21 protein-coding genes and 1 pseudogene are annotated in these 16,731 nt (G+C 65.5%); 13 read left to right on the top strand and 9 right to left on the bottom strand.

Features of this window, described 5'->3' with window-relative positions:
* Window positions 1–128 (top strand): annotated as a pseudogene (locus QQ25_RS30755) (IS481 family transposase); the annotation flags it as partial.
* Between the two features lie 7 nt (window positions 129–135).
* On the opposite strand, the gene QQ25_RS29555 reads toward QQ25_RS30755, so the two are convergent.
* Window positions 136–414, bottom strand: coding sequence for a hypothetical protein (locus tag QQ25_RS29555; RefSeq protein ID WP_019344506.1), 279 nt, complete (start codon window positions 412–414; stop codon window positions 136–138).
* 109 nt (window positions 415–523) lie between these two features.
* Here QQ25_RS29555 and QQ25_RS29550 point away from each other — a divergent pair, with 109 nt between their 5' ends.
* Window positions 524–1,441: a 1,4-dihydroxy-2-naphthoyl-CoA synthase gene (locus QQ25_RS29550; protein ID WP_039314589.1), complete on the top strand. Its 918-nt coding sequence runs from the start codon at window positions 524–526 to the stop codon at window positions 1,439–1,441.
* A gap of 49 nt (window positions 1,442–1,490) precedes the next feature.
* Here QQ25_RS29550 and QQ25_RS29545 read toward each other — a convergent pair whose 3' ends face one another.
* Complete coding sequence (locus QQ25_RS29545; RefSeq protein ID WP_039382867.1) at window positions 1,491–1,985, bottom strand: pyridoxamine 5'-phosphate oxidase family protein; 495 nt, start codon at window positions 1,983–1,985, stop codon at window positions 1,491–1,493.
* A gap of 92 nt (window positions 1,986–2,077) precedes the next feature.
* Between QQ25_RS29545 and QQ25_RS29540 the strand changes: the two genes are divergently transcribed.
* The gene (locus QQ25_RS29540; RefSeq protein ID WP_039314583.1) at window positions 2,078–2,947 is read left to right on the top strand and encodes an SDR family oxidoreductase; all 870 of its coding nucleotides are present in this window, start codon (window positions 2,078–2,080) and stop codon (window positions 2,945–2,947) included.
* A 45-nt stretch (window positions 2,948–2,992) separates the two neighbouring features.
* Window positions 2,993–3,376, top strand: a complete 384-nt coding sequence (locus QQ25_RS29535) for a VOC family protein (RefSeq protein ID WP_039382864.1) — start codon at window positions 2,993–2,995, stop codon at window positions 3,374–3,376.
* A 117-nt stretch (window positions 3,377–3,493) separates the two neighbouring features.
* Here the strand turns inward: QQ25_RS29535 and QQ25_RS29530 are convergent, their stop codons facing one another.
* The 3 genes from QQ25_RS29530 to QQ25_RS29520 are packed head-to-tail and all read right to left on the bottom strand — an operon-like array spanning window position 3,494 to window position 5,404.
* Window positions 3,494–3,802: a DUF3349 domain-containing protein gene (locus QQ25_RS29530; RefSeq protein WP_039314577.1), complete on the bottom strand. Its 309-nt coding sequence runs from the start codon at window positions 3,800–3,802 to the stop codon at window positions 3,494–3,496.
* Between the two features lie 11 nt (window positions 3,803–3,813).
* Window positions 3,814–4,098 (bottom strand): hypothetical protein, encoded by a 285-nt coding sequence (locus QQ25_RS29525; protein WP_039314575.1) that lies wholly within the window; start codon window positions 4,096–4,098, stop codon window positions 3,814–3,816.
* Between the two features lie 34 nt (window positions 4,099–4,132).
* The gene (locus QQ25_RS29520) at window positions 4,133–5,404 is read right to left on the bottom strand and encodes an inorganic phosphate transporter (protein WP_039314572.1); all 1,272 of its coding nucleotides are present in this window, start codon (window positions 5,402–5,404) and stop codon (window positions 4,133–4,135) included.
* A gap of 265 nt (window positions 5,405–5,669) precedes the next feature.
* On the opposite strand from QQ25_RS29520, the gene QQ25_RS29515 reads away from it, so the two are divergent.
* The 3 genes from QQ25_RS29515 (at window position 5,670) to QQ25_RS29505 (ending at window position 7,948) form a co-directional block, all read left to right on the top strand.
* The gene (locus QQ25_RS29515; protein WP_039314569.1) at window positions 5,670–6,026 is read left to right on the top strand and encodes a DUF3349 domain-containing protein; all 357 of its coding nucleotides are present in this window, start codon (window positions 5,670–5,672) and stop codon (window positions 6,024–6,026) included.
* Window positions 6,027–6,070: 44 nt separating this feature from the next.
* Window positions 6,071–7,186, top strand: a complete 1,116-nt coding sequence (menE, locus tag QQ25_RS29510) for an o-succinylbenzoate--CoA ligase (protein WP_220098414.1) — start codon at window positions 6,071–6,073, stop codon at window positions 7,184–7,186.
* Window positions 7,187–7,333: 147 nt separating this feature from the next.
* The gene (locus QQ25_RS29505; protein WP_039382862.1) at window positions 7,334–7,948 is read left to right on the top strand and encodes a pyridoxamine 5'-phosphate oxidase family protein; all 615 of its coding nucleotides are present in this window, start codon (window positions 7,334–7,336) and stop codon (window positions 7,946–7,948) included.
* A gap of 80 nt (window positions 7,949–8,028) precedes the next feature.
* On the opposite strand, the gene QQ25_RS29500 is transcribed toward QQ25_RS29505, so the two are convergent.
* The gene (locus QQ25_RS29500; RefSeq protein ID WP_039382861.1) at window positions 8,029–8,331 is read right to left on the bottom strand and encodes a putative quinol monooxygenase; all 303 of its coding nucleotides are present in this window, start codon (window positions 8,329–8,331) and stop codon (window positions 8,029–8,031) included.
* Between the two features lie 345 nt (window positions 8,332–8,676).
* Here QQ25_RS29500 and QQ25_RS29495 point away from each other — a divergent pair, with 345 nt between their 5' ends.
* Window positions 8,677–9,501 (top strand): alpha/beta hydrolase, encoded by an 825-nt coding sequence (locus QQ25_RS29495; protein ID WP_052236166.1) that lies wholly within the window; start codon window positions 8,677–8,679, stop codon window positions 9,499–9,501.
* Window positions 9,498–10,427 (top strand): NmrA family NAD(P)-binding protein, encoded by a 930-nt coding sequence (locus QQ25_RS29490; RefSeq protein ID WP_052236165.1) that lies wholly within the window; start codon window positions 9,498–9,500, stop codon window positions 10,425–10,427. Before QQ25_RS29495 ends, QQ25_RS29490 begins: the two co-directional genes overlap by 4 nt.
* Window positions 10,428–10,438: 11 nt before the next feature.
* Here QQ25_RS29490 and QQ25_RS29485 read toward each other — a convergent pair whose 3' ends face one another.
* The 3 genes from QQ25_RS29485 to QQ25_RS29475 all read right to left on the bottom strand — a co-directional run bounded on the left by QQ25_RS29485 (window position 10,439) and on the right by QQ25_RS29475 (window position 12,642).
* Window positions 10,439–11,029: a TetR/AcrR family transcriptional regulator gene (locus QQ25_RS29485; protein WP_039382858.1), complete on the bottom strand. Its 591-nt coding sequence runs from the start codon at window positions 11,027–11,029 to the stop codon at window positions 10,439–10,441.
* 32 nt (window positions 11,030–11,061) lie between these two features.
* Complete coding sequence (locus tag QQ25_RS29480; protein WP_039382856.1) at window positions 11,062–11,916, bottom strand: GNAT family N-acetyltransferase; 855 nt, start codon at window positions 11,914–11,916, stop codon at window positions 11,062–11,064.
* Between the two features lie 63 nt (window positions 11,917–11,979).
* Window positions 11,980–12,642 carry a TetR/AcrR family transcriptional regulator gene (locus QQ25_RS29475; protein WP_039314560.1) on the bottom strand — a complete coding sequence of 221 codons (663 nt, stop codon included), beginning with the start codon at window positions 12,640–12,642 and terminating at the stop codon, window positions 11,980–11,982.
* Window positions 12,643–12,834: 192 nt separating this feature from the next.
* On the opposite strand from QQ25_RS29475, the gene QQ25_RS29470 reads away from it, so the two are divergent.
* The 4 genes from QQ25_RS29470 to QQ25_RS29455 form a co-directional block, all read left to right on the top strand.
* Entirely contained in the window at window positions 12,835–13,260 is a 426-nt protein-coding gene (locus tag QQ25_RS29470; RefSeq protein WP_039314556.1) for an MmpS family transport accessory protein, read from the top strand.
* Entirely contained in the window at window positions 13,257–16,175 is a 2,919-nt protein-coding gene (locus QQ25_RS29465; protein ID WP_039382854.1) for an MMPL/RND family transporter, read from the top strand. Before QQ25_RS29470 ends, QQ25_RS29465 begins: the two co-directional genes overlap by 4 nt.
* Window positions 16,175–16,504 (top strand): DUF732 domain-containing protein, encoded by a 330-nt coding sequence (locus QQ25_RS29460; RefSeq protein ID WP_039314551.1) that lies wholly within the window; start codon window positions 16,175–16,177, stop codon window positions 16,502–16,504. The genes QQ25_RS29465 and QQ25_RS29460 overlap by 1 nt, the downstream gene beginning before the upstream one ends.
* Before the next feature lie 16 nt (window positions 16,505–16,520).
* Window positions 16,521–16,731: DUF5078 domain-containing protein (locus QQ25_RS29455; RefSeq protein WP_039382852.1), on the top strand; the 211-nt coding region annotated here is incomplete at its 3' end.

Below are 16,731 nucleotides of genomic sequence, written 5' to 3'. Positions count from 1 at the left end.
CCGACACCGAACGCTGCGCCGAATACCCCAGATGGTTACACAACTACAATCACCACCGCGGCCACACCGCACTCGGCGGCCAACCACCGGCCACCCGCGTACCTAACCTCTCAGGTCAGTACATCTAACCCACGCTCAGCTCAGGTGCGGGGCCTCCTTGATCTTGGAGTCCTGCTTGCCCGTCGTCTGGCAGAAGGTCTGCACCGCCAGGCGGGTTCCGGTGATCTCCAGCTGCGCGGCGTCGGTGCCCTTCTCATCCTTGAGCATCTTGGCCACCGCGTCGTTCTGCGTCTTCTCGTCCTGCCCGATGAAGTCCTTGCACTTGGTGTCGCCACCGGTCACCTCAGGTGTGCACCCCACGAGCACCACGCCCGCGGCCAAACCCGACATCAACACACTCGCCAGCTTCTTCATCGTGGCCTCTCTCCTCTGGTGGCGCGCGGTACGCACCATCGCGCCGGGTTTGGTACCCCGCAGCAGTAGGTGTGAAACCTCTGGAGACGTTCGCTCTACAGTCGAGCACGTGAGTGCAGACAACCCGTTCGACCCGACAGCCTGGGAGCCGGTTCCCGGCTTCGACGATCTGACCGACATCACCTACCACCGGCATATCGCCGACGGCGCTCGTCGGCCCACGGTGCGGGTCGCGTTCGACCGGCCCGAGGTGCGCAACGCCTTCCGGCCGCACACCGTCGACGAGCTGTACCGCGTCCTCGACCACGCCCGGATGTCCCCCGACGTCGGCGTGGTGCTGCTGACCGGCAATGGTCCGTCGGCCAAGGACGGCGGCTGGGCCTTCTGTTCCGGTGGGGACCAACGCATCCGCGGCCGCTCCGGCTATCAGTACGCCGCGGGCGAGACCGCTGAGACGGTCGATCCGGCACGGGCCGGCCGGCTGCACATCCTCGAGGTGCAGCGGCTCATCCGGTTCATGCCCAAGGTGGTGATCTGCCTGGTCAACGGATGGGCGGCCGGCGGCGGACACAGCCTGCACGTCACCTGCGACCTGACCCTGGCCAGCCGTCAGCACGCCCGGTTCAAGCAGACCGACGCCGATGTCGGCAGCTTCGACGGCGGGTTCGGCAGCGCCTACCTGGCCCGCCAGACCGGCCAGAAGTTCGCCCGCGAGATCTTCTTCCTGGGCCGCGCATACGACGCCGAAACGATGCGGGCCATGGGGGCTGTGAATGACGTCGTCGATCACGCCGAGCTCGAGTCCGTCGGCCTGCAGTGGGCCGCCGAGATCAACGGCAAGTCGCCCCAGGCGATCCGGATGCTGAAGTTCTCGTTCAACCTGATCGACGACGGTCTGGTGGGCCAGCAGGTGTTCGCCGGGGAGGCCACGCGTCTGGCCTACATGACCGATGAGGCCGTCGAGGGCCGAGATGCGTTCCTGGAGAAGCGCGATCCGGACTGGAGCGGGTTCCCGCGCTACTTCTGAGCGATTTGTGTGCGTTTACCGGCGGTCACCGCCGGTAAACGCACACAAATCACCAACGAAAAACCGTCTGACCGTGGGGCGACTTCGCGAACGCGAGCACCTTGGCCGGCTTGACCTCGTAGACGATCGCCGCCTCGCCCTGCGGGTCGAAAACCTCGTCGTCGCAATCGAAATCCCAATCGTCGCCGTACTTGCTCCGGTAGGTGTCGGCCAGGGTGGTCAATCGCTCTCGCCCGGTCACCCGCTCCGCGGTGCCCTCGACGACGACGTCGAGGCCGGCGTTCCATGTGTTGGTTCCGGTGGTGACGACGACGGCCGTTCCGGCCTGCAGGTTGCGAGCCTTCTGCTCGGTGGGTCCGGTGCAGAACACGAACGCATCGTCGACCCACACCCCGACCAACGGGGTGACGTGCGGGCGCCCGTCGCCGCGCACGGTCGTGAGCCAGTACAGGCCGGCAGCCTCGAGGGCGGCTGCGGTGGCCTGCCAACTCGTCGCTTCGGTCACCTCGCTGAATCGCTGGTCGAGCTTGCCGATGATGGTCATAGCGGTATCGACTCGGCAGGCACCGACAAGTCATCGCGGCCGCGAGGCATGCGGGATACCGGGCAGAAAGCTAGGCGACCTAAACTCAGCGCATGAGCAAGAGCCCGCTGCGCCGGCTGTCCGAACAGCTGTTGCTGACCAGCATGCGTCCGCCGCTGACCGAACGGCTTCAGGCCCGTGGCGACATCGATGTCGCAGGCAAACGCATCCTGCTGACCGGTGCCTCCTCGGGTATCGGTGAGGCCGCGGCGGAGAAGTTCGCCGCGAAGGGGGCCACCGTCGTCGCCGTTGCCCGCCGCCAGGAACTCCTGGACGACCTGGTCGCGCGGATCTCGGCCAAGGGCGGCGACGCCCGCGCAATAGCCGTGGACCTGTCCGACCTGGACGCCATCGACGAACTGGTGGCCCGCGTCGAAGCTGATCTCGGCGGCGTCGACATCCTGATCAACAACGCGGGCCGATCGATCCGGCGCCCGCTGGCCGAATCGCTGGACCGCTGGCACGACGTCGAGCGCACCATGACGCTCAACTACTACTCCCCGCTGCGGCTCATCCGCGGCCTGGCCCCGGGCATGCGCGACCGCCACGACGGACACATCATCAACGTCGCCACCTGGGGCGTGATGAACGAATCCTCGCCCCTGTTCGCGGTGTACAACGCGTCCAAGGCCGCGCTGGCCGCCGTCAGCCGGGTCATCGAAACCGAATGGGCGGTCGACGGTGTGCATTCGACGACCCTGTACTACCCGCTGGTGAAGACCCCGATGATCGCCCCCACCCGGGCCTACGACGGGCTGCCCGGACTCTCGGCCGCCGAAGCCGCCGACTGGATGCTGACCGCGGCGCGCACCCGCCCGGTGCAGATCGCTCCACGGATGGCCGTGACCGCCAAGGCAATCAACACCGTCGCGCCGGGACTGGTCGACGCCATGATGAAACGGCAACGGGTCCAGCCGGTCTGACGTGTCGCGCAGCGGCCGGTCCCGCCGCGGTGGTAGACAAAGGCTATGGAGATCCTGGCCAGCAGGATGTTGATCCGGCCGGTCGATTACCCGAAGTCGGTGGAGTTCTACCGCGACGGGATCGGCCTGGCCATCGCCCGCGAATACGGTGCAGGCACAGTGTTTTACGCCGGTCAGTCACTGATCGAGCTGGCCGGCCACCACAGCCCCACCGAGCCCGGGGTGTTCCCCGGGGCGCTGTGGCTGCAGGTGCGCGACGTCTACGCCACCCAGGCCGAACTGGAAGGCCGCGGCGTGGCCATCACCCGGGCCGCGACCCAGGAGCCGTGGGGTCTGCACGAAATGCATGTGACCGACCCCGACGGCATCACCCTGATCTTCGTGCAGGTGCCCGACACCCATCCGCTGCGCCGGGATACCCGCGACTAGATCGGCGCGCGACCAGAATCCGGGCGCCGCTTTCTGCACCTGGGTCGTAATCGGCTCCGACAGCAGCCCTGGTGTGGAAACCGACGACGAAAAGCCCAGGAAGACCGGCGAACCCGCTCAGCGTGTCGGCGTCGCCAGCGGCCAGCCCACCGAGGCCAGCCGCGAGGCGACCTGGTTGATCTCTTCGGGAGTGGGGTCCTTTTCGATGACGCTGCGCACCGCGAGGCGGATGGCGTCATCCGTCACCGGGCTGTCGCCGTCGCTGGACCGCAGGACGGTGTGAGCGGCCTCGACCACCTCGTCCTCGGTCAGGGTCCGCGTCAGCAACGCCAGCAGGGCGAACTGGTCCTTGGGCGGAACCCCCTCGGGGTAGCCCGCACGCAGCCAGCCCAACACATTGTCCAAAACGCTTGTCGACTCACCCATGGCTACTCAGCTCACTTCTTGGGCAGGAACGGGAACAGGTCGATGCCGGTGTGGTGGATCATCGTGGTCCGGGTGATCCAGGCGATGGCCACCAGGATCACCAAACTGACCAGTGCGAACAACGCCAGCCCGAGGAACTTCAAGGCCGGGTTGGGGGCATGGGTGGCGCCGTCGGCGGTGGTGCCACCGGCCCCGTTGGAGTAGGCGACGAGCCCAGCGGCGAAGACCGCGGGAAGACCGGCACCGAGGATCAGGCCGACCACGAGCACTTTGAAAATGGCTTCGAGATAAGTCATTGCGATTCCTTGGGTTCGCTTGCGATCGGGGCGATCAGACGCTGGCTTTGTCGGCGCCGGGGTTCTTCTCGGAACTCTGTGCGGCGTCGGTGGCCTCACGCACGTCGGCGGGCACCACGGAGTTGGTGGAGTGGTCCCAATCGGCGTTGACGTTGCTGTGGTCGACCTTCTGCTGCTGGGCGCGCCACCACATGTATCCGGACAGGGCGACCAGGACCAGGAAGATCAGCCCGTCGCCGGCGAGCGCCGAGGAGGTCAGCGACTCGATACCGTGGGACAGCCAGTACGCGAGCGCCCCGACGAGGCCCGCGGCGGGCAGCGTCACCAGCCAGGCGACGGCCATGCGGCCGGCCACCGCCCAGCGCACCTCGGCGCCGGGCTTGCCCACACCGCTGCCCAGGATCGACCCGGTCGCCACGTGGGTGGTCGACAGGGCCATGCCCGCCGCGCTCGAGCTCAGGATGATCGCGGCCGACGATGCCTCGGCGGCCAGGCCCTGCGGGGACTCGATCTCGACCAGGCCCTTGCCCAGGGTGCGGATGACCCGCCAGCCGCCGATGTAGGTGCCCAGGCCGATGGCCAGCGCGCAGGAGGCGATGATCCAGAACGGCAGGCCGTCGTTCTTCACGTCGCCGCCGAGGTGGCCGGTGGTGATGAGGGCCAGCGCGATGACGCCCATGGTCTTCTGCGCGTCGTTGGTGCCGTGTGAGAGCGCGACCAGCGAGGCGGTGGCGATCTGTCCCCAGCGGAAGCCCGCCTCACGCCGCTTCTGCGCGACGTTGCGGGTGATGCGGTAGACGAGCCAGGTGCCGCAACCGGCGACCAGGCAGGCGATCAGCGGGGCGGCCACCGCGGGGATGAGCACCTTCTGGGTGACGCCGGCCCAGTTCACCCCGGCCAGGCCGATCGCCGCCAGGCCGGCACCGATCAGACCACCGAACAGCGCATGCGAGGAGCTCGACGGGATGCCGAACAGCCAGGTGAGCAAATTCCACAGGATGCCGCCGATCAGACCGGCGAAGATGATCGTCAGCCCGGTCGAGGCGTCGATCGACGGGATCAGCGCGCCGGTCTTGGAATCCTGGATTTTCAGCACCGAGCTGGTGACGGTGATGGCGACTTCGACCGAGAGGAACGCACCCACCAGGTTCAGCACGCCGGCCAGCAGCACCGCGGTCTTGGGCTTGAGAGCGCGGGTGGCGATCGAGGTGGCCATGGCATTGCCGGTGTCGTGAAAGCCGTTTGTGAAGTCAAAAGCCAGTGCCGTTGCTATCAACAGCACCAGGACGATCAGCTCAGCGCTCATGGCCGTAATTCTGTAGGACCGCAGGCGTTTTTGACCAGCCGGAAACACCTCGCTGAGCTGGCAATTCGGTTACCCTGCGAATGAGTTCACCGAGTGTTCATCTGCCCACCCCGGATTGTTCGCCGGGGCGCTTTGCCGATTCCCGGGCGGCCGATACGTTCACTGCGAGCCAGAGTCGGCTGGCGCCACTAACATCAATGCGGTCTTCCGGCTCAAACTCGTATGGCCGGAGGAACCTCGCTCGGGTGCATCAGGAGTAGGCACAGTGAACGCATTTCTCGCGAAGATCGCGGCCTGGCTGAACGCCGGGTACCCCGAGGGGGTGCCCGGGCCAGACCGGGTGCCGTTGTTGGCGTTGTTGACCCGGCGCCTGACCAACGACGAAGTCAAAGCCGTGGCACGCGATCTCGTCGATCGCGGTGATTTCGACCACATCGACATCGGTGTACTCATCACGCAGATCACCGACGAGCTGCCTCGCGCCGAGGATGTCGAGCGGGTGCGGGAACGCCTGGCGGCAAAGGGCTGGCCGTTGGACGATCCGCGCGATGGCGAGGACTCCCATGAGTCGGACGACGCCGGCACCGGGGACGACCCGAAAGAGCCAGGGGGCCCGGCATAGCCGTCCTGCGCCCCGTCACCGTCGGAGCCGCGACGGACACTTTGCTGGCGACCCTCGATGACGTCCTGACCGGACAGGGGTCGGCGATCTTGCCGGTCCCGGCCGACGACGAACGTCAGAGTTCCTTGCTGACAAGCACTTTGCGAGCCGGGGAAGAGATCGACGACGATGTCGCGGTGGTGATCTCGACCTCGGGCACCACCGGCGAACCGAAGGGTGCACTGCTGACCGCGGCTGCGTTGCGCGCCAGTGCCGAGTCCACCCACGCCCGGCTGGGCGGTGCCGGACGGTGGCTGCTCGCCCTGCCCGCCTACCACATCGCGGGTCTGCAGGTCCTGGTGCGCAGTGCGCTGGCCGGTACCACACCCGTCGGTGTGGCGGCTTCATTCGACCCGGGCGAATTGCCCTCTGCGATCGCTGCTTTGGGCAGTGGGCGGCGCTATGCCTCACTGGTCGCGGTGCAGTTGGACAAGTCGCTGCGTGACCCGGCCGCCGCGGATGCACTGGCAGACCTCGACGCCGTTCTGATCGGCGGTGGGCCGATGCCTGCCGGGGTGGCCGAACGCGCAACGGCGGCCGGGGTGAACGTGGTGCGCACCTACGGGATGAGCGAGACGGCGGGTGGCTGCGTGTACGACGGCGTGGCACTGGACGGGGTCGCGGTGCGGCTGGACAATTCCCGCATCGTTCTGGGCGGGGCCACCGTGGCCAAGGGTTACCGCAACCCGGTGCGGACGCGAGGAGCAAATAGGCCGGGCGAGCCCGACCCGTTCGCCGAGCCGGGCTGGTTCCGTACCGATGACCTTGGAACCGTTGACGATTCGGGCGTATTGCGAGTTCTCGGCCGGGTCGACGATGCGGTGAGCACCGGCGGTTTGACCGTGCTGCCGCAATTGGTCGAATCGGCTCTGGCCGGCCACCCGGCGATCGCCGACTGCGCGGTCTTCGGTGTCCCCGACGAGCGGCTGGGTCAGCGGGTGGTGGCCGCACTGGTGTTGGCCCCGGGTTCGCCGGCCCCTGACGTAGCGGAGCTGCGCGCCCATGTGGCACAGACCCTCGATGCCACCGCCGCACCGCGCGAGCTGCACATCGTCGACGAGCTGCCCCGCCGCGGTATCGGCAAGCTCGACCGGCGCGCGCTGGCTGCCCGTTACAGCTGAGCGCAGCGACACCCGTCCCCCCAAAAAGAAAAAGCAACGCCATGGCTGCTGCCCGCCACCGATGACGACCGCTGCGTTGTTCTCGCGGGAGCGTCGCCGGACCTGCGGACCCGATATTTCATTTGTCGGCTTCGGCATGATGGAGACATGCGCCGAGAAGTGACCTCCGCGGATGAGCTACGCGCCATCGTCGGGCAACCCACGGCAGCCGTCTCCAAGAAGGTGACCGACCGGCTGTCCGAAGCTCAGCAAGGCTGGCTCAAGCAGTCCCCACTGGGCTTCGTGGCCACCACCGATGCGCACGGCCGCGTCGACGTCTCCCCCAAAGGCGACCCGCCGGGTTTCGTCCAGATCCTCGACGACACCACGATCGCGATCCCCGAACGGCCCGGCAACCGGCGCGTCGACGGCTTCCTCAACGTGCTGCAGCGACCGCATGTGGGCACGGTCTTCGTCATCCCCGGCCGCGGCGACACCCTCCGGATCAACGGCTCCGCCCGGATCCTTTCCGACGCAGACTATTTCGATGACATGGTGGTGGGCGGTAAGCGGCCGATCCTGGCTCTGGAGATCGCCATCGAAGAAGTGTTCTTCCACTGCCCCAAAGCATTCCTGCGCTCTGAAGCGTGGAAGCCCGAGAGCTGGAATCCGACGGCGGTGCCCTCGGTTGCGCAGATGGCCAAGGCTTTCAAACCCGATCAGAGCCAAGAAGAGCTTGACGCCTATTACAGTGAGGACAACCTGCGCAAGATCCTCTACTGAGCAGGGCCGCCGGCCTCGCCCGAGCTGCGCCGGTCCAGATCGAGGTCTGCGGGCCACGACGAGCGCGTAGCGCCCACGTTTCACACCGGGAGCTTGCTTGCCACCAGGTCCACCGGCGTGATCACCGGCGGCGTGGCGAACAATTCGTCGCCGCGAGCCTCGATCGCTTCGCGAACCTTTCCTCGAAGATGGGCCTGGCGATCGTCTTCGGTGTCGAATGCGTCGAAGATGCGGAACGACGACGGTCCGAGCCGGAATGCGAACCACGCAAGGGTTCCCGGCTCGGCCTCCACCAGCCTCTGGGCGTCGGCCAGGAAGCGCGCCACGTCCGCCTCCTTACCTTCGCGGGCCTCGAACTCGACGAAAAAACCGTATGCCGGCATAGCACCCTTCCCAGCCTTGTAACGCTCCGCCAGAATTTCGACTCACAATTTCGACTCAGAATGATGGCGGTTCGCTTGGCTTCCACCATCCGCTTCTCCACCCGAAACCGATCGGTGTATGTCCCCGATGCGGACGACATTACCGAACGAGTGAATCCAAGTAAACCGCTCGGTGTACGCGCAGTCGCCCGGGAGCGCGCAACCGGAATTGAATGTGACGCGCACCACAAACATGGAGGTTATGGAATGATCGGTAAATAAAAGCAGCTGTGTGCACTAGCGGCGATCCGACACCGACAAGCTCGGTGAGACTCGAAATATCCAGCCGCAGAACGGAGTACACACATGTCAGGACAACCGGTCGTGTTCATCCACGGCCTGTGGATTCACTCGTCGGCCTGGGAACCCTGGGCCGCGCTCTATCGACGGGAAGGGTACGAGCCGATTCTGGCCGGGTGGCCAGGTGACGGCCCGTCGGTCGAGGCGACGCGTGCATCCCAGCGCGTCGGCGGATACGGCGTCGGCGACGTCGTCTCGAACTACAGCAAGCTGATCGCCGGCCTGCCCACCCGACCGGTGGTCATCGGGCATTCGTTCGGTGGGCTCATCGCTCAGCGCCTGCTCGACAACGGGGACGCAGCGGCCGCGGTAGCGATCGACCCCGCACCGATCAAGGGCGTCACCAAACTGCCGCTGTCGCAGATCCGGTCCACGATTCCGGTATTGCGCAGCAAGAAGAATCGCGAGGGCGCTGTCACGCTGACCGAACGGCAGTTCCGATACGCCATCGCCAACGCAATCCCCCGTGATGAAGCCCGTGAGTTGTACGAACGCTTCTCGATACCCGCTCCGGGCAAACCGCTGTTCGAGGTGGTCGGCGCCAAGAAGGATCCCCACTCCCCGACGACGGTCAACGTCAAGAACGCCCAGCGCGGCCCGCTGCTGATCATCGGTGGCGGCAGGGACCACATCGTCGCCGAGTCGGTCAGCCGGCAGGCCGCTGAACTCTATGCCGGTTCGCGCGCGGTCACCGACTACCACGTGTTCGACGACCGCGGCCATTCCCTGGTCATCGACTCACGTTGGCGGGAAGTCGCCGACTTCACCCTCGGTTGGGTCAACGCCCACCAGACGCCCGGCCTCACCTACCTCCCAGGAGCCCAGTCATGAGCGGCGATGACCGATACCTGATCACCGGCGCCACCGGAAAGACGGGTGCGCACACGGTGAAGCTGTTGCGCGAGCAGGGTGCCCACGTCCGTGCGCTGGTGCATCGCCACGACGAACGTTCGGCACAGCTGGCCGAACTCGGCGCCGAGGTCGTCACGGGTGACCTGCTCGATTTCACCGACGTCAGCTCGGCGATGGCCGGGGTCACCGCGGCGTACTTCTGCTACCCCATCGATCCCGGCGGGCTGCTGGACGCCACCACGATCTTCGCCCAGGCCGCCACCGAGGCGGGTGTGCGCGCCGTGGTCAACATGTCGCAGATCTCCGCCAGACGACACGCGAAAAGTCATGCCGCGCAGAATCACTGGCTCGGTGAGCGATTACTGGACCGGTCTGCGTTCATCACCACCCACCTCCGGCCGACATTCTTCGCGGAATGGCTCATCTGGCAATGGTCGCGGAGCGCCGACGGTGACGGCGTCCTGCGACTGCCCTTCGGCGACGGCCGCCATGCTCCGATCGCGGGAGTCGACCAGGCCCGGGTGATCGCCGCGATCCTCTCCAATCCGGCACCGCACGACCGCCAGATCTACCCGCTGTACGGTCCGGTGGAGCTGCACCACGACGAGATCGCCGAGAAGATCTCGACCACCCTCGGCTTTCCGGTCCGGTACGAGCCGGTGGAGATCTCCAGGTTCGCCGAAGCTCTTGCGGTACAGGGCCATACCCCGTTCCTCATCCAGCACCTGACAAATGTGGCGCAGGACTACCGGGACGGCATCTTCGCCGGCGCCGACAATCTCGTCGAAGTCATCACCGGCATCCCGGCGGCGACAGTGGAGCAGTTCACCGCGGCCAACCGCACCGCCTTCCACGGAGCCGGCCAGGAACGCGCCTGGGAACAACTGCGCGACAACGCACGCTAGCGGCGACAGGGTCAGGCCCGCGGGATCATGTCGATGAACGCCTCGGCTGCTGCTTTGATCTGCGCGGGTCTGACCCCGCCCTTGTCCAGCGCCTCAAGCCCACGCACGAAGGCCAACACCGCGGAGGCAAGCGCCTGTGGACGGACACCCGGCCCGATGGCCCCTTCAGCTTGGGCGACCTGGACGCATGCGACGAGCGCGCTTCGCCACTCGGCGAGGGACCGGTCGATGATCCCGGCGACCTCGTCGTCGGTGCCGGCCAGTTCAGCGGCACTCTTGGCCATCAGGCAACCTCTGCGCGGCTTGTCATTCGCGAACAGCTTTGCCTGTGATCGGATGTGATGCACCAGCCGGTCGTAACCACCGAGGTCAGGAGCCGCAAGCTCGATCCGGAAGGTGCCGATCATGTCGGTGCAGTAGCCCTCCAGCGCCCGGAGAAACAATCCGTGCTTATCACCGAAAGCCGCGTAGAGACTGCCTTTCCCGAGTCCGGTTGCTGCACTGAGGTCGTCCACCGAAGTCGCGGCGTATCCGCGAGACCAGAACTCGTCACGCGCAGCGCTGATGACTTCGGCTTCATCGAACTTGCGCGGACGGGCCATGGCCTAAGTCAACCCGGTTCTTGAACGGACAGTCAATTTGACACTGGTTTCACCAAAATCGCCCGCGTGTAGAGCAACTGGAAACCCCGGCGCTGCACGTTGTGCTGGGACTTCGAACCGGGCGCCGTTGTCACCACGGCGATCTCGCAGCCGGCAGCCGCGGCCTCGGCCAACCGCGCCGCCAACAACGCGGCCTGCACCCCGCGTCGCCGGTATGCCGGCGCGGTTGCCGCCCCGGACAGCTGAGCGATCCCGCCGGTCAGCCGCATCATCCCGCCACCGGCGATGTCTCCGTGGTAGAGCGCGATATATGCTGTGGCCCCGGCCTTTTCCATGTCCCGTTCAGCTCGCTCGATGATGTCGGCGGGGAACTGCTCGTGGCTGACCGGGCCCTCACCGTCGGGATGCGCGAAGCCCTCCACGACCACCTTGACCCACGCGTCGAGGTCGTCGGCCCGGCGCACCTGTATGTCGGACGACAGCGGCTCCTCGACACCGATCGGCCTGCCGAGCACGTTCTCGAACTCGACCAGACGATAGCCACGGTCGGACAACAATTCGGCGAGCTCGGGATCGGCCAGATTCGACAGCTCCACCCGGGTCGAGCCGCCCCGGGCAGCGAAAGCCCGCTCGATCTCACCGAGCACCGCCTCGTCGGGCAGGCCGTCGAAGCCCAGGCCTACCACCTTGTTCATCGGTGACTCCGCCTCGGCGAAACAGGCGTAACCCCCGGCCACGGGCAGTACCAGCCCGTCCGCGCCCCGGTGTCCCGCAGCATGGGTCGCCGCTGTGATCAGGTCCGCCTCGGCCTTCTCGATACGCCGCGCCAGATCGATACCGCAGAACAACTGATCCGAGCCCGCGTCCGAGTCACCGTAGATAGCCACGTCGATATTGTGCCCGCACAGGCATTTCCGAAACGTCGCGACACCGTCCCGACATCGTGTCGGTCAGCGTGGCGGCCCGGCGGGCTCCCATGACTGCATCGCGGTGTCGAGCTCATCGGCATCGAGCGCCTTTACCGGAATGGGCGATTGGCCGTCGTGGTAGCGCATGCCGTCCAGCAGGATGGCCACGTAGCGACGCCACAGTTCGGCGTCGACGTTGCCGGCGAATTCGCTGACCGTGCCGGACAGCAGCCCGAAGAGCGGCATGTCCGTGGACGACAGCTCCGGACGTAGATACCCGTCGCCCTGGGCCCGCTCGACCAGTTTGGTCAGCACCGGGACGAGCTGCTCCTGGCAGGCCTTGACCCGGTCGCACCCGTAGGACTTGCTGAACGCGATTTCCCGCAAGCCACGGTCAGTCGCCGTGATCTCACACATCTTCTCGACGTACCAGGCGAACCCCTGCCACGAATCTTCCTGCTGTAGTGCGGATTCAGCGAGCGCGGTGAGCTGCTCCATGCCGTCCACGAAGATCGCCGCGATCAGCTCGTCTTTCGTGGCGAACCGCCGGTAGACCGTGCCCACTCCGACGTTGGCGTGATGCGCCACGTCGTTGAGCGTCGCCTCGAGACCCTTCTCGGCAAACAGCTCGCGCGCAGCATCGAGCACCCGTTGCCGGTTGCGCTCTGCATCCTTGCGCAGCGCGGGTCGCGTTTCCTCGGTCATATCTCTCTGTCCAAAGTGATCGGCGTCATAAGTGGATTGATCCTATCCACTTATTGGGCTAACTTTACCCTTCGAAGTGCGTAGGCCGCCTAACAGCAAGGTCGCCCGCGAACGCATCGAAACGTCGGGAGGCCCACCAATGACAGCCGTCATCGTTATGCCCGCCGCGGGCCTCCTCGTGGAGCCGCCGCAATGCTGAAGGCCATCCGCCGAATATGGCTCCCGGTACTGATCGTCATCGCCATGGGAGCCGGCGTGCTGATCGTGATGAATGTGCGCAAGGTCTTCGGCGCACATCCGGTCATCATCACCGACACCACCTCGGACAACGCCGAAGACTTCAACCCCAAGTTCGTGAAGTACGAGATCTTCGGCTCGGGCGGCACCGCCGTCATCAACTACATGGACCTCGAAGGGAAACCGCAGCGCACGGGAACCGTGCCGCTGCCATGGACTTTGACACTGCAGACCACGTTGCCGTCAGTGCAGCCCAACATCATGGCGCAAGGCGACGGGAACAGCATCAGTTGCCGGGTCACCGTCGATGACAAGGTCAAAGAAGAGAGAACGGCTACTGGATTGAACGCACAAACTTTCTGCTTTGTGAAGGCAGCATGAGCAGCCCCAAGGACGAAACCCAGACCGACGACACCCCGACCGACGCCATCCCGGCTGGGCGCCACGCGGCACCTCAGCGGCCACCGATCCCCCGATTCATCCGGGCGTTCGCCTTGCCGATCATCCTCATCTGGATCGTGATCGTCGCACTGCTCAACACCGTCGTCCCGCAACTCGAGGTCGTCGGGAAGATGCGCGCGGTGTCGATGAGTCCCAACGACGCCCCGTCGATGATCGCCATCAAAGAGGTCGGCAAGAAGTTCCAGGAGTACGACACCAGCAGCTCGGTGATGGTCGTACTCGAAGGCGATAAGCCGCTGGGCCTCGAAGCGCACATGTTCTACGACCAGATGGTCCGTGACCTGCGCGCCGACACCACCCACGTGCAGCATGTGCAGGATTTCTGGGGCGACACCCTGACTGCCAAGGGCGCGCAGAGCCGCGACGGTAAAGCCGCCTACGTGCAGGTCTACATCGCCGGCGACCAGGGCGAGACGCTCGCCAACGATTCCGTCGAGGCGGTACGGCGCATCGCCTCCGAAACCCCCGCACCCGACGGCGTCAAGGCGTACGTAACGGGATCCGCGGCGTCGAGCACCGACCAGAACATCGTCGGCGACGAGAGCATGCAGATGATCGAGCTCGTCACCTTCGGTGTGATCGCGGTGATGCTGCTGGGCGTCTACCGGTCGATCATCACCACGCTGATCGTGCTGGTGATGGTCGTGCTCGAATTGTCCGGCGCCCGTGGACTGGTCGCGGTCCTGGGCTATCAGAATTTCTTCGGTCTCACGACGTTCGCCACCAACATGCTGGTGACCTTGGCCATAGCCGCGGCCACGGACTACGCGATCTTCCTGATAGGCCGATATCACGAAGCCCGGCGCCGCGGCGAGGATCGAGAAGCGGCCTACTACGACATGTTCCACGGCACGGCCCACGTCGTGCTCGCGTCGGGCCTGACCATCGCCGGCGCGACGTTGTGCCTGCACTTCACCCGCCTGCCGTACTTCCAGACCATGGGCATCCCACTGGCGGTGGGCATGGTGGTCGTGGTCGCCATGGCGCTGACCCTGGGGCCGGCCGTCATCTCGGTGTTCAGCCGATTCGGCAAGATCCTTGAGCCCAAACGGCACTCGCAGTCGCGCGAATGGCACCGGGTGGGCACCGCCACGGTCCGCTGGCCGGGCGGAATCCTGGTGTGCGCCATCGTGGCAGCGTTGGTCGGCCTGCTTGCCCTGCCCGGCTATCACACCACGTACAACGACCGCATCTTCCTGCCCAAGGACGTCGGGACGAACGTCGGATATGACGCGGCGTTCCGGCACTTCTCGCAGGCCAAGATGAACCCGGACCTGATGATGATCGAGTCCGACCGAGATCTGCGGAACCCGGCCGACTTCCTGGTGATCGACAAGATCGCCAAGGCGCTCAAGAGCGTGCACGGCATCGCCCAGGTGCAGACCATCACCCGTCCCGATGGGGATCCGATCAAGCACTCGACGATCCCGTACACGCTGGGCCAGAGCGGCACGACCCAGCTGATGAACAACGACTACCTGCAGAGCAATCTGGACAACATCCTCAAACAGGCCAACGATCTGCAGACCAGCATCGACTCGATGACCGAGATGATGAGCATCCAGACCGAACTGGCCGCGGTGTCGCAAAGCATGGCCGACAAGATGAAGAAGACGTCCGGCGATATGTCCGAGGTGCGGGACCACCTGGCGGATTTCGACGATTTCTTCCGGCCGATCCGCAACTACTTCTACTGGGAACCGCACTGCTTCGACATCCCGGTCTGCTGGTCCATGCGGTCGATCTTCGAGAGCCTCGACGGCATCAACACGATGTCCGACGACTTCCAGGAACTGGTTCCGGAAATGCAGCGCATGGCCGACCTGATGCCGCGGATGGTCGCGGTGTTGCCGGCGCAGATCCAGACCATGAAGAACCAAAAGCAGATCCTGCTGAACCAGTACCAGGTTCAGAAGGCCCAACAGGATCAGACGATGGCGATGCAGAACACCGCCACCGCCATGAGCGAAGCGTTCGATACGGCCAAGAACGACGATTCGTTCTACCTGCCGCCGGAGGCATTCGAGACCGACGACTTCCAGCGGGGCCTCAAGCTGTTCATGTCGCCCGACGGACATGCGGTGCGGTTCACCATCATTCACCAGGGCGATCCACTGACCCCGGAAGGCACCGCACGCATCGCACCGCTCAAGGTCGCGGCGGCCGACGCGATCAAGGGGACACCGCTGGAGGGATCCAAGATCTATCTCGGCGGCAGCTCGGCGACCTTCGCCGACATGCAGCAAGGCGCTGACTACGACCTGATCATCGTCGCCGCGGCGGCACTGATCCTGATCTTCATCATCATGCTGGTGCTCACCCGAGCGGTGGTGGCCTCTGCGGTGATCGTCGGCACGGTGGTGCTCAGCCTTGCCTCGGCCTTCGGGCTGTCGGTCCTGCTGTGGCAGCACATCGTGGGAATCCCATTGCACTGGATGGTGATGCCGATGTCGGTCATCGTCCTGCTGGCTGTGGGCGCGGACTACAACCTGCTGCTCGTCTCACGAATAAAGGAGGAGATCCACGCCGGGCTGAAAACCGGAATCATCCGGGCCATGGTCGGCACCGGTGCCGTGGTCACCTCCGCGGGCTTGGTCTTCGCCTTCACCATGGCATCGATGGCGGTCAGCAGCCTGATCGTGATCGGCCAGGTCGGAACGACCATCGGCCTGGGCCTGCTGTTCGACACCCTGGTGGTGCGGTCGCTGATGACCCCGTCCATCGCCACGCTGCTCGGACGGTGGTTCTGGTGGCCGCAACGGGTCCGCCAGCGCCCGCTGCCCCAACCGTGGCCGAAACCCATCCAGCGCGATCCCGAGGAGGCGATGGTCTGATGAAGCGTGCATTGGCCGCTGTAATACTGGGTGCGGCAACAACTCTGGCCGTCGCGGCACCGGCGCATGCCGAGATCGATACTGATTTCGCCAACGAGTTGCACACCTACGGGATCTATGGGCAGCGTGACTACAACGCCTGGATCGCCAAGATCATGTGCAAACGGTTGCACAACGGGGTCGACCACAACGCGCAGGACTCGGTCGGTTTCGTGAAGAAGCAACTGGCCAAGGACAGCTCCGACGCGCAGGCGTGGCAGTTCCTGGGCACCGCCATCAACTACTACTGCCCCGATCAGCGGTTCGTCTTCGAACAGGCCGCGCACTGAACGACTTTGGAGTGACATGCTGAAGAATCTGATCCGCGGCGGCGTGGCCGCCTGCGCAGTCGCCGCCAGCCTGGCCGGCGCCGGCATCGCCGGGGCCGATGCCACCGACGACTACCCGATCCCCAACCGGATCCTCAAGACGCCGTGCACCGCCGAGCAGATCATGGCCGCGGCCCGCGACGTCGAGCCCGTGTACTACGAGCGCTACATGATCGACTACAACAACA

Origin of the sequence: Mycolicibacterium setense (genome assembly GCF_000805385.1) — a bacterium.
Classification (GTDB): domain Bacteria; phylum Actinomycetota; class Actinomycetes; order Mycobacteriales; family Mycobacteriaceae; genus Mycobacterium; species Mycobacterium setense.
The sequence above is the reverse complement of the archived record's forward strand: the minus strand, read 5'-3'. Positions and strand labels throughout refer to the sequence as shown.

Bases quoted from the DNA above. Each gene is read 5' to 3' on its own strand.
- QQ25_RS29530 (WP_039314577.1), bottom strand. From the start codon at position 3,802: ATGGGTGAGTCGACAAGCGTTTTGGACAATGTGTTGGGCTGGCTGCGT.
- QQ25_RS29540 (WP_039314583.1), top strand. From the start codon at position 2,078: ATGAGCAAGAGCCCGCTGCGCCGGCTGTCCGAACAGCTGTTGCTGACC.
- QQ25_RS29535 (WP_039382864.1), top strand. From the start codon at position 2,993: ATGGAGATCCTGGCCAGCAGGATGTTGATCCGGCCGGTCGATTACCCG.
- QQ25_RS29555 (WP_019344506.1), bottom strand. From the start codon at position 414: ATGAAGAAGCTGGCGAGTGTGTTGATGTCGGGTTTGGCCGCGGGCGTG.
- QQ25_RS29545 (WP_039382867.1), bottom strand. From the start codon at position 1,985: ATGACCATCATCGGCAAGCTCGACCAGCGATTCAGCGAGGTGACCGAA.
- QQ25_RS29475 (WP_039314560.1), bottom strand. From the start codon at position 12,642: ATGACCGAGGAAACGCGACCCGCGCTGCGCAAGGATGCAGAGCGCAAC.
- QQ25_RS29520 (WP_039314572.1), bottom strand. From the start codon at position 5,404: ATGAGCGCTGAGCTGATCGTCCTGGTGCTGTTGATAGCAACGGCACTG.
- QQ25_RS29500 (WP_039382861.1), bottom strand. From the start codon at position 8,331: ATGCCGGCATACGGTTTTTTCGTCGAGTTCGAGGCCCGCGAAGGTAAG.
- QQ25_RS29495 (WP_052236166.1), top strand. From the start codon at position 8,677: ATGTCAGGACAACCGGTCGTGTTCATCCACGGCCTGTGGATTCACTCG.
- QQ25_RS29505 (WP_039382862.1), top strand. From the start codon at position 7,334: ATGCGCCGAGAAGTGACCTCCGCGGATGAGCTACGCGCCATCGTCGGG.
- QQ25_RS29490 (WP_052236165.1), top strand. From the start codon at position 9,498: ATGAGCGGCGATGACCGATACCTGATCACCGGCGCCACCGGAAAGACG.
- QQ25_RS29465 (WP_039382854.1), top strand. From the start codon at position 13,257: ATGAGCAGCCCCAAGGACGAAACCCAGACCGACGACACCCCGACCGAC.
- QQ25_RS29525 (WP_039314575.1), bottom strand. From the start codon at position 4,098: ATGACTTATCTCGAAGCCATTTTCAAAGTGCTCGTGGTCGGCCTGATC.
- QQ25_RS29485 (WP_039382858.1), bottom strand. From the start codon at position 11,029: ATGGCCCGTCCGCGCAAGTTCGATGAAGCCGAAGTCATCAGCGCTGCG.
- QQ25_RS29470 (WP_039314556.1), top strand. From the start codon at position 12,835: ATGCTGAAGGCCATCCGCCGAATATGGCTCCCGGTACTGATCGTCATC.
- QQ25_RS29460 (WP_039314551.1), top strand. From the start codon at position 16,175: ATGAAGCGTGCATTGGCCGCTGTAATACTGGGTGCGGCAACAACTCTG.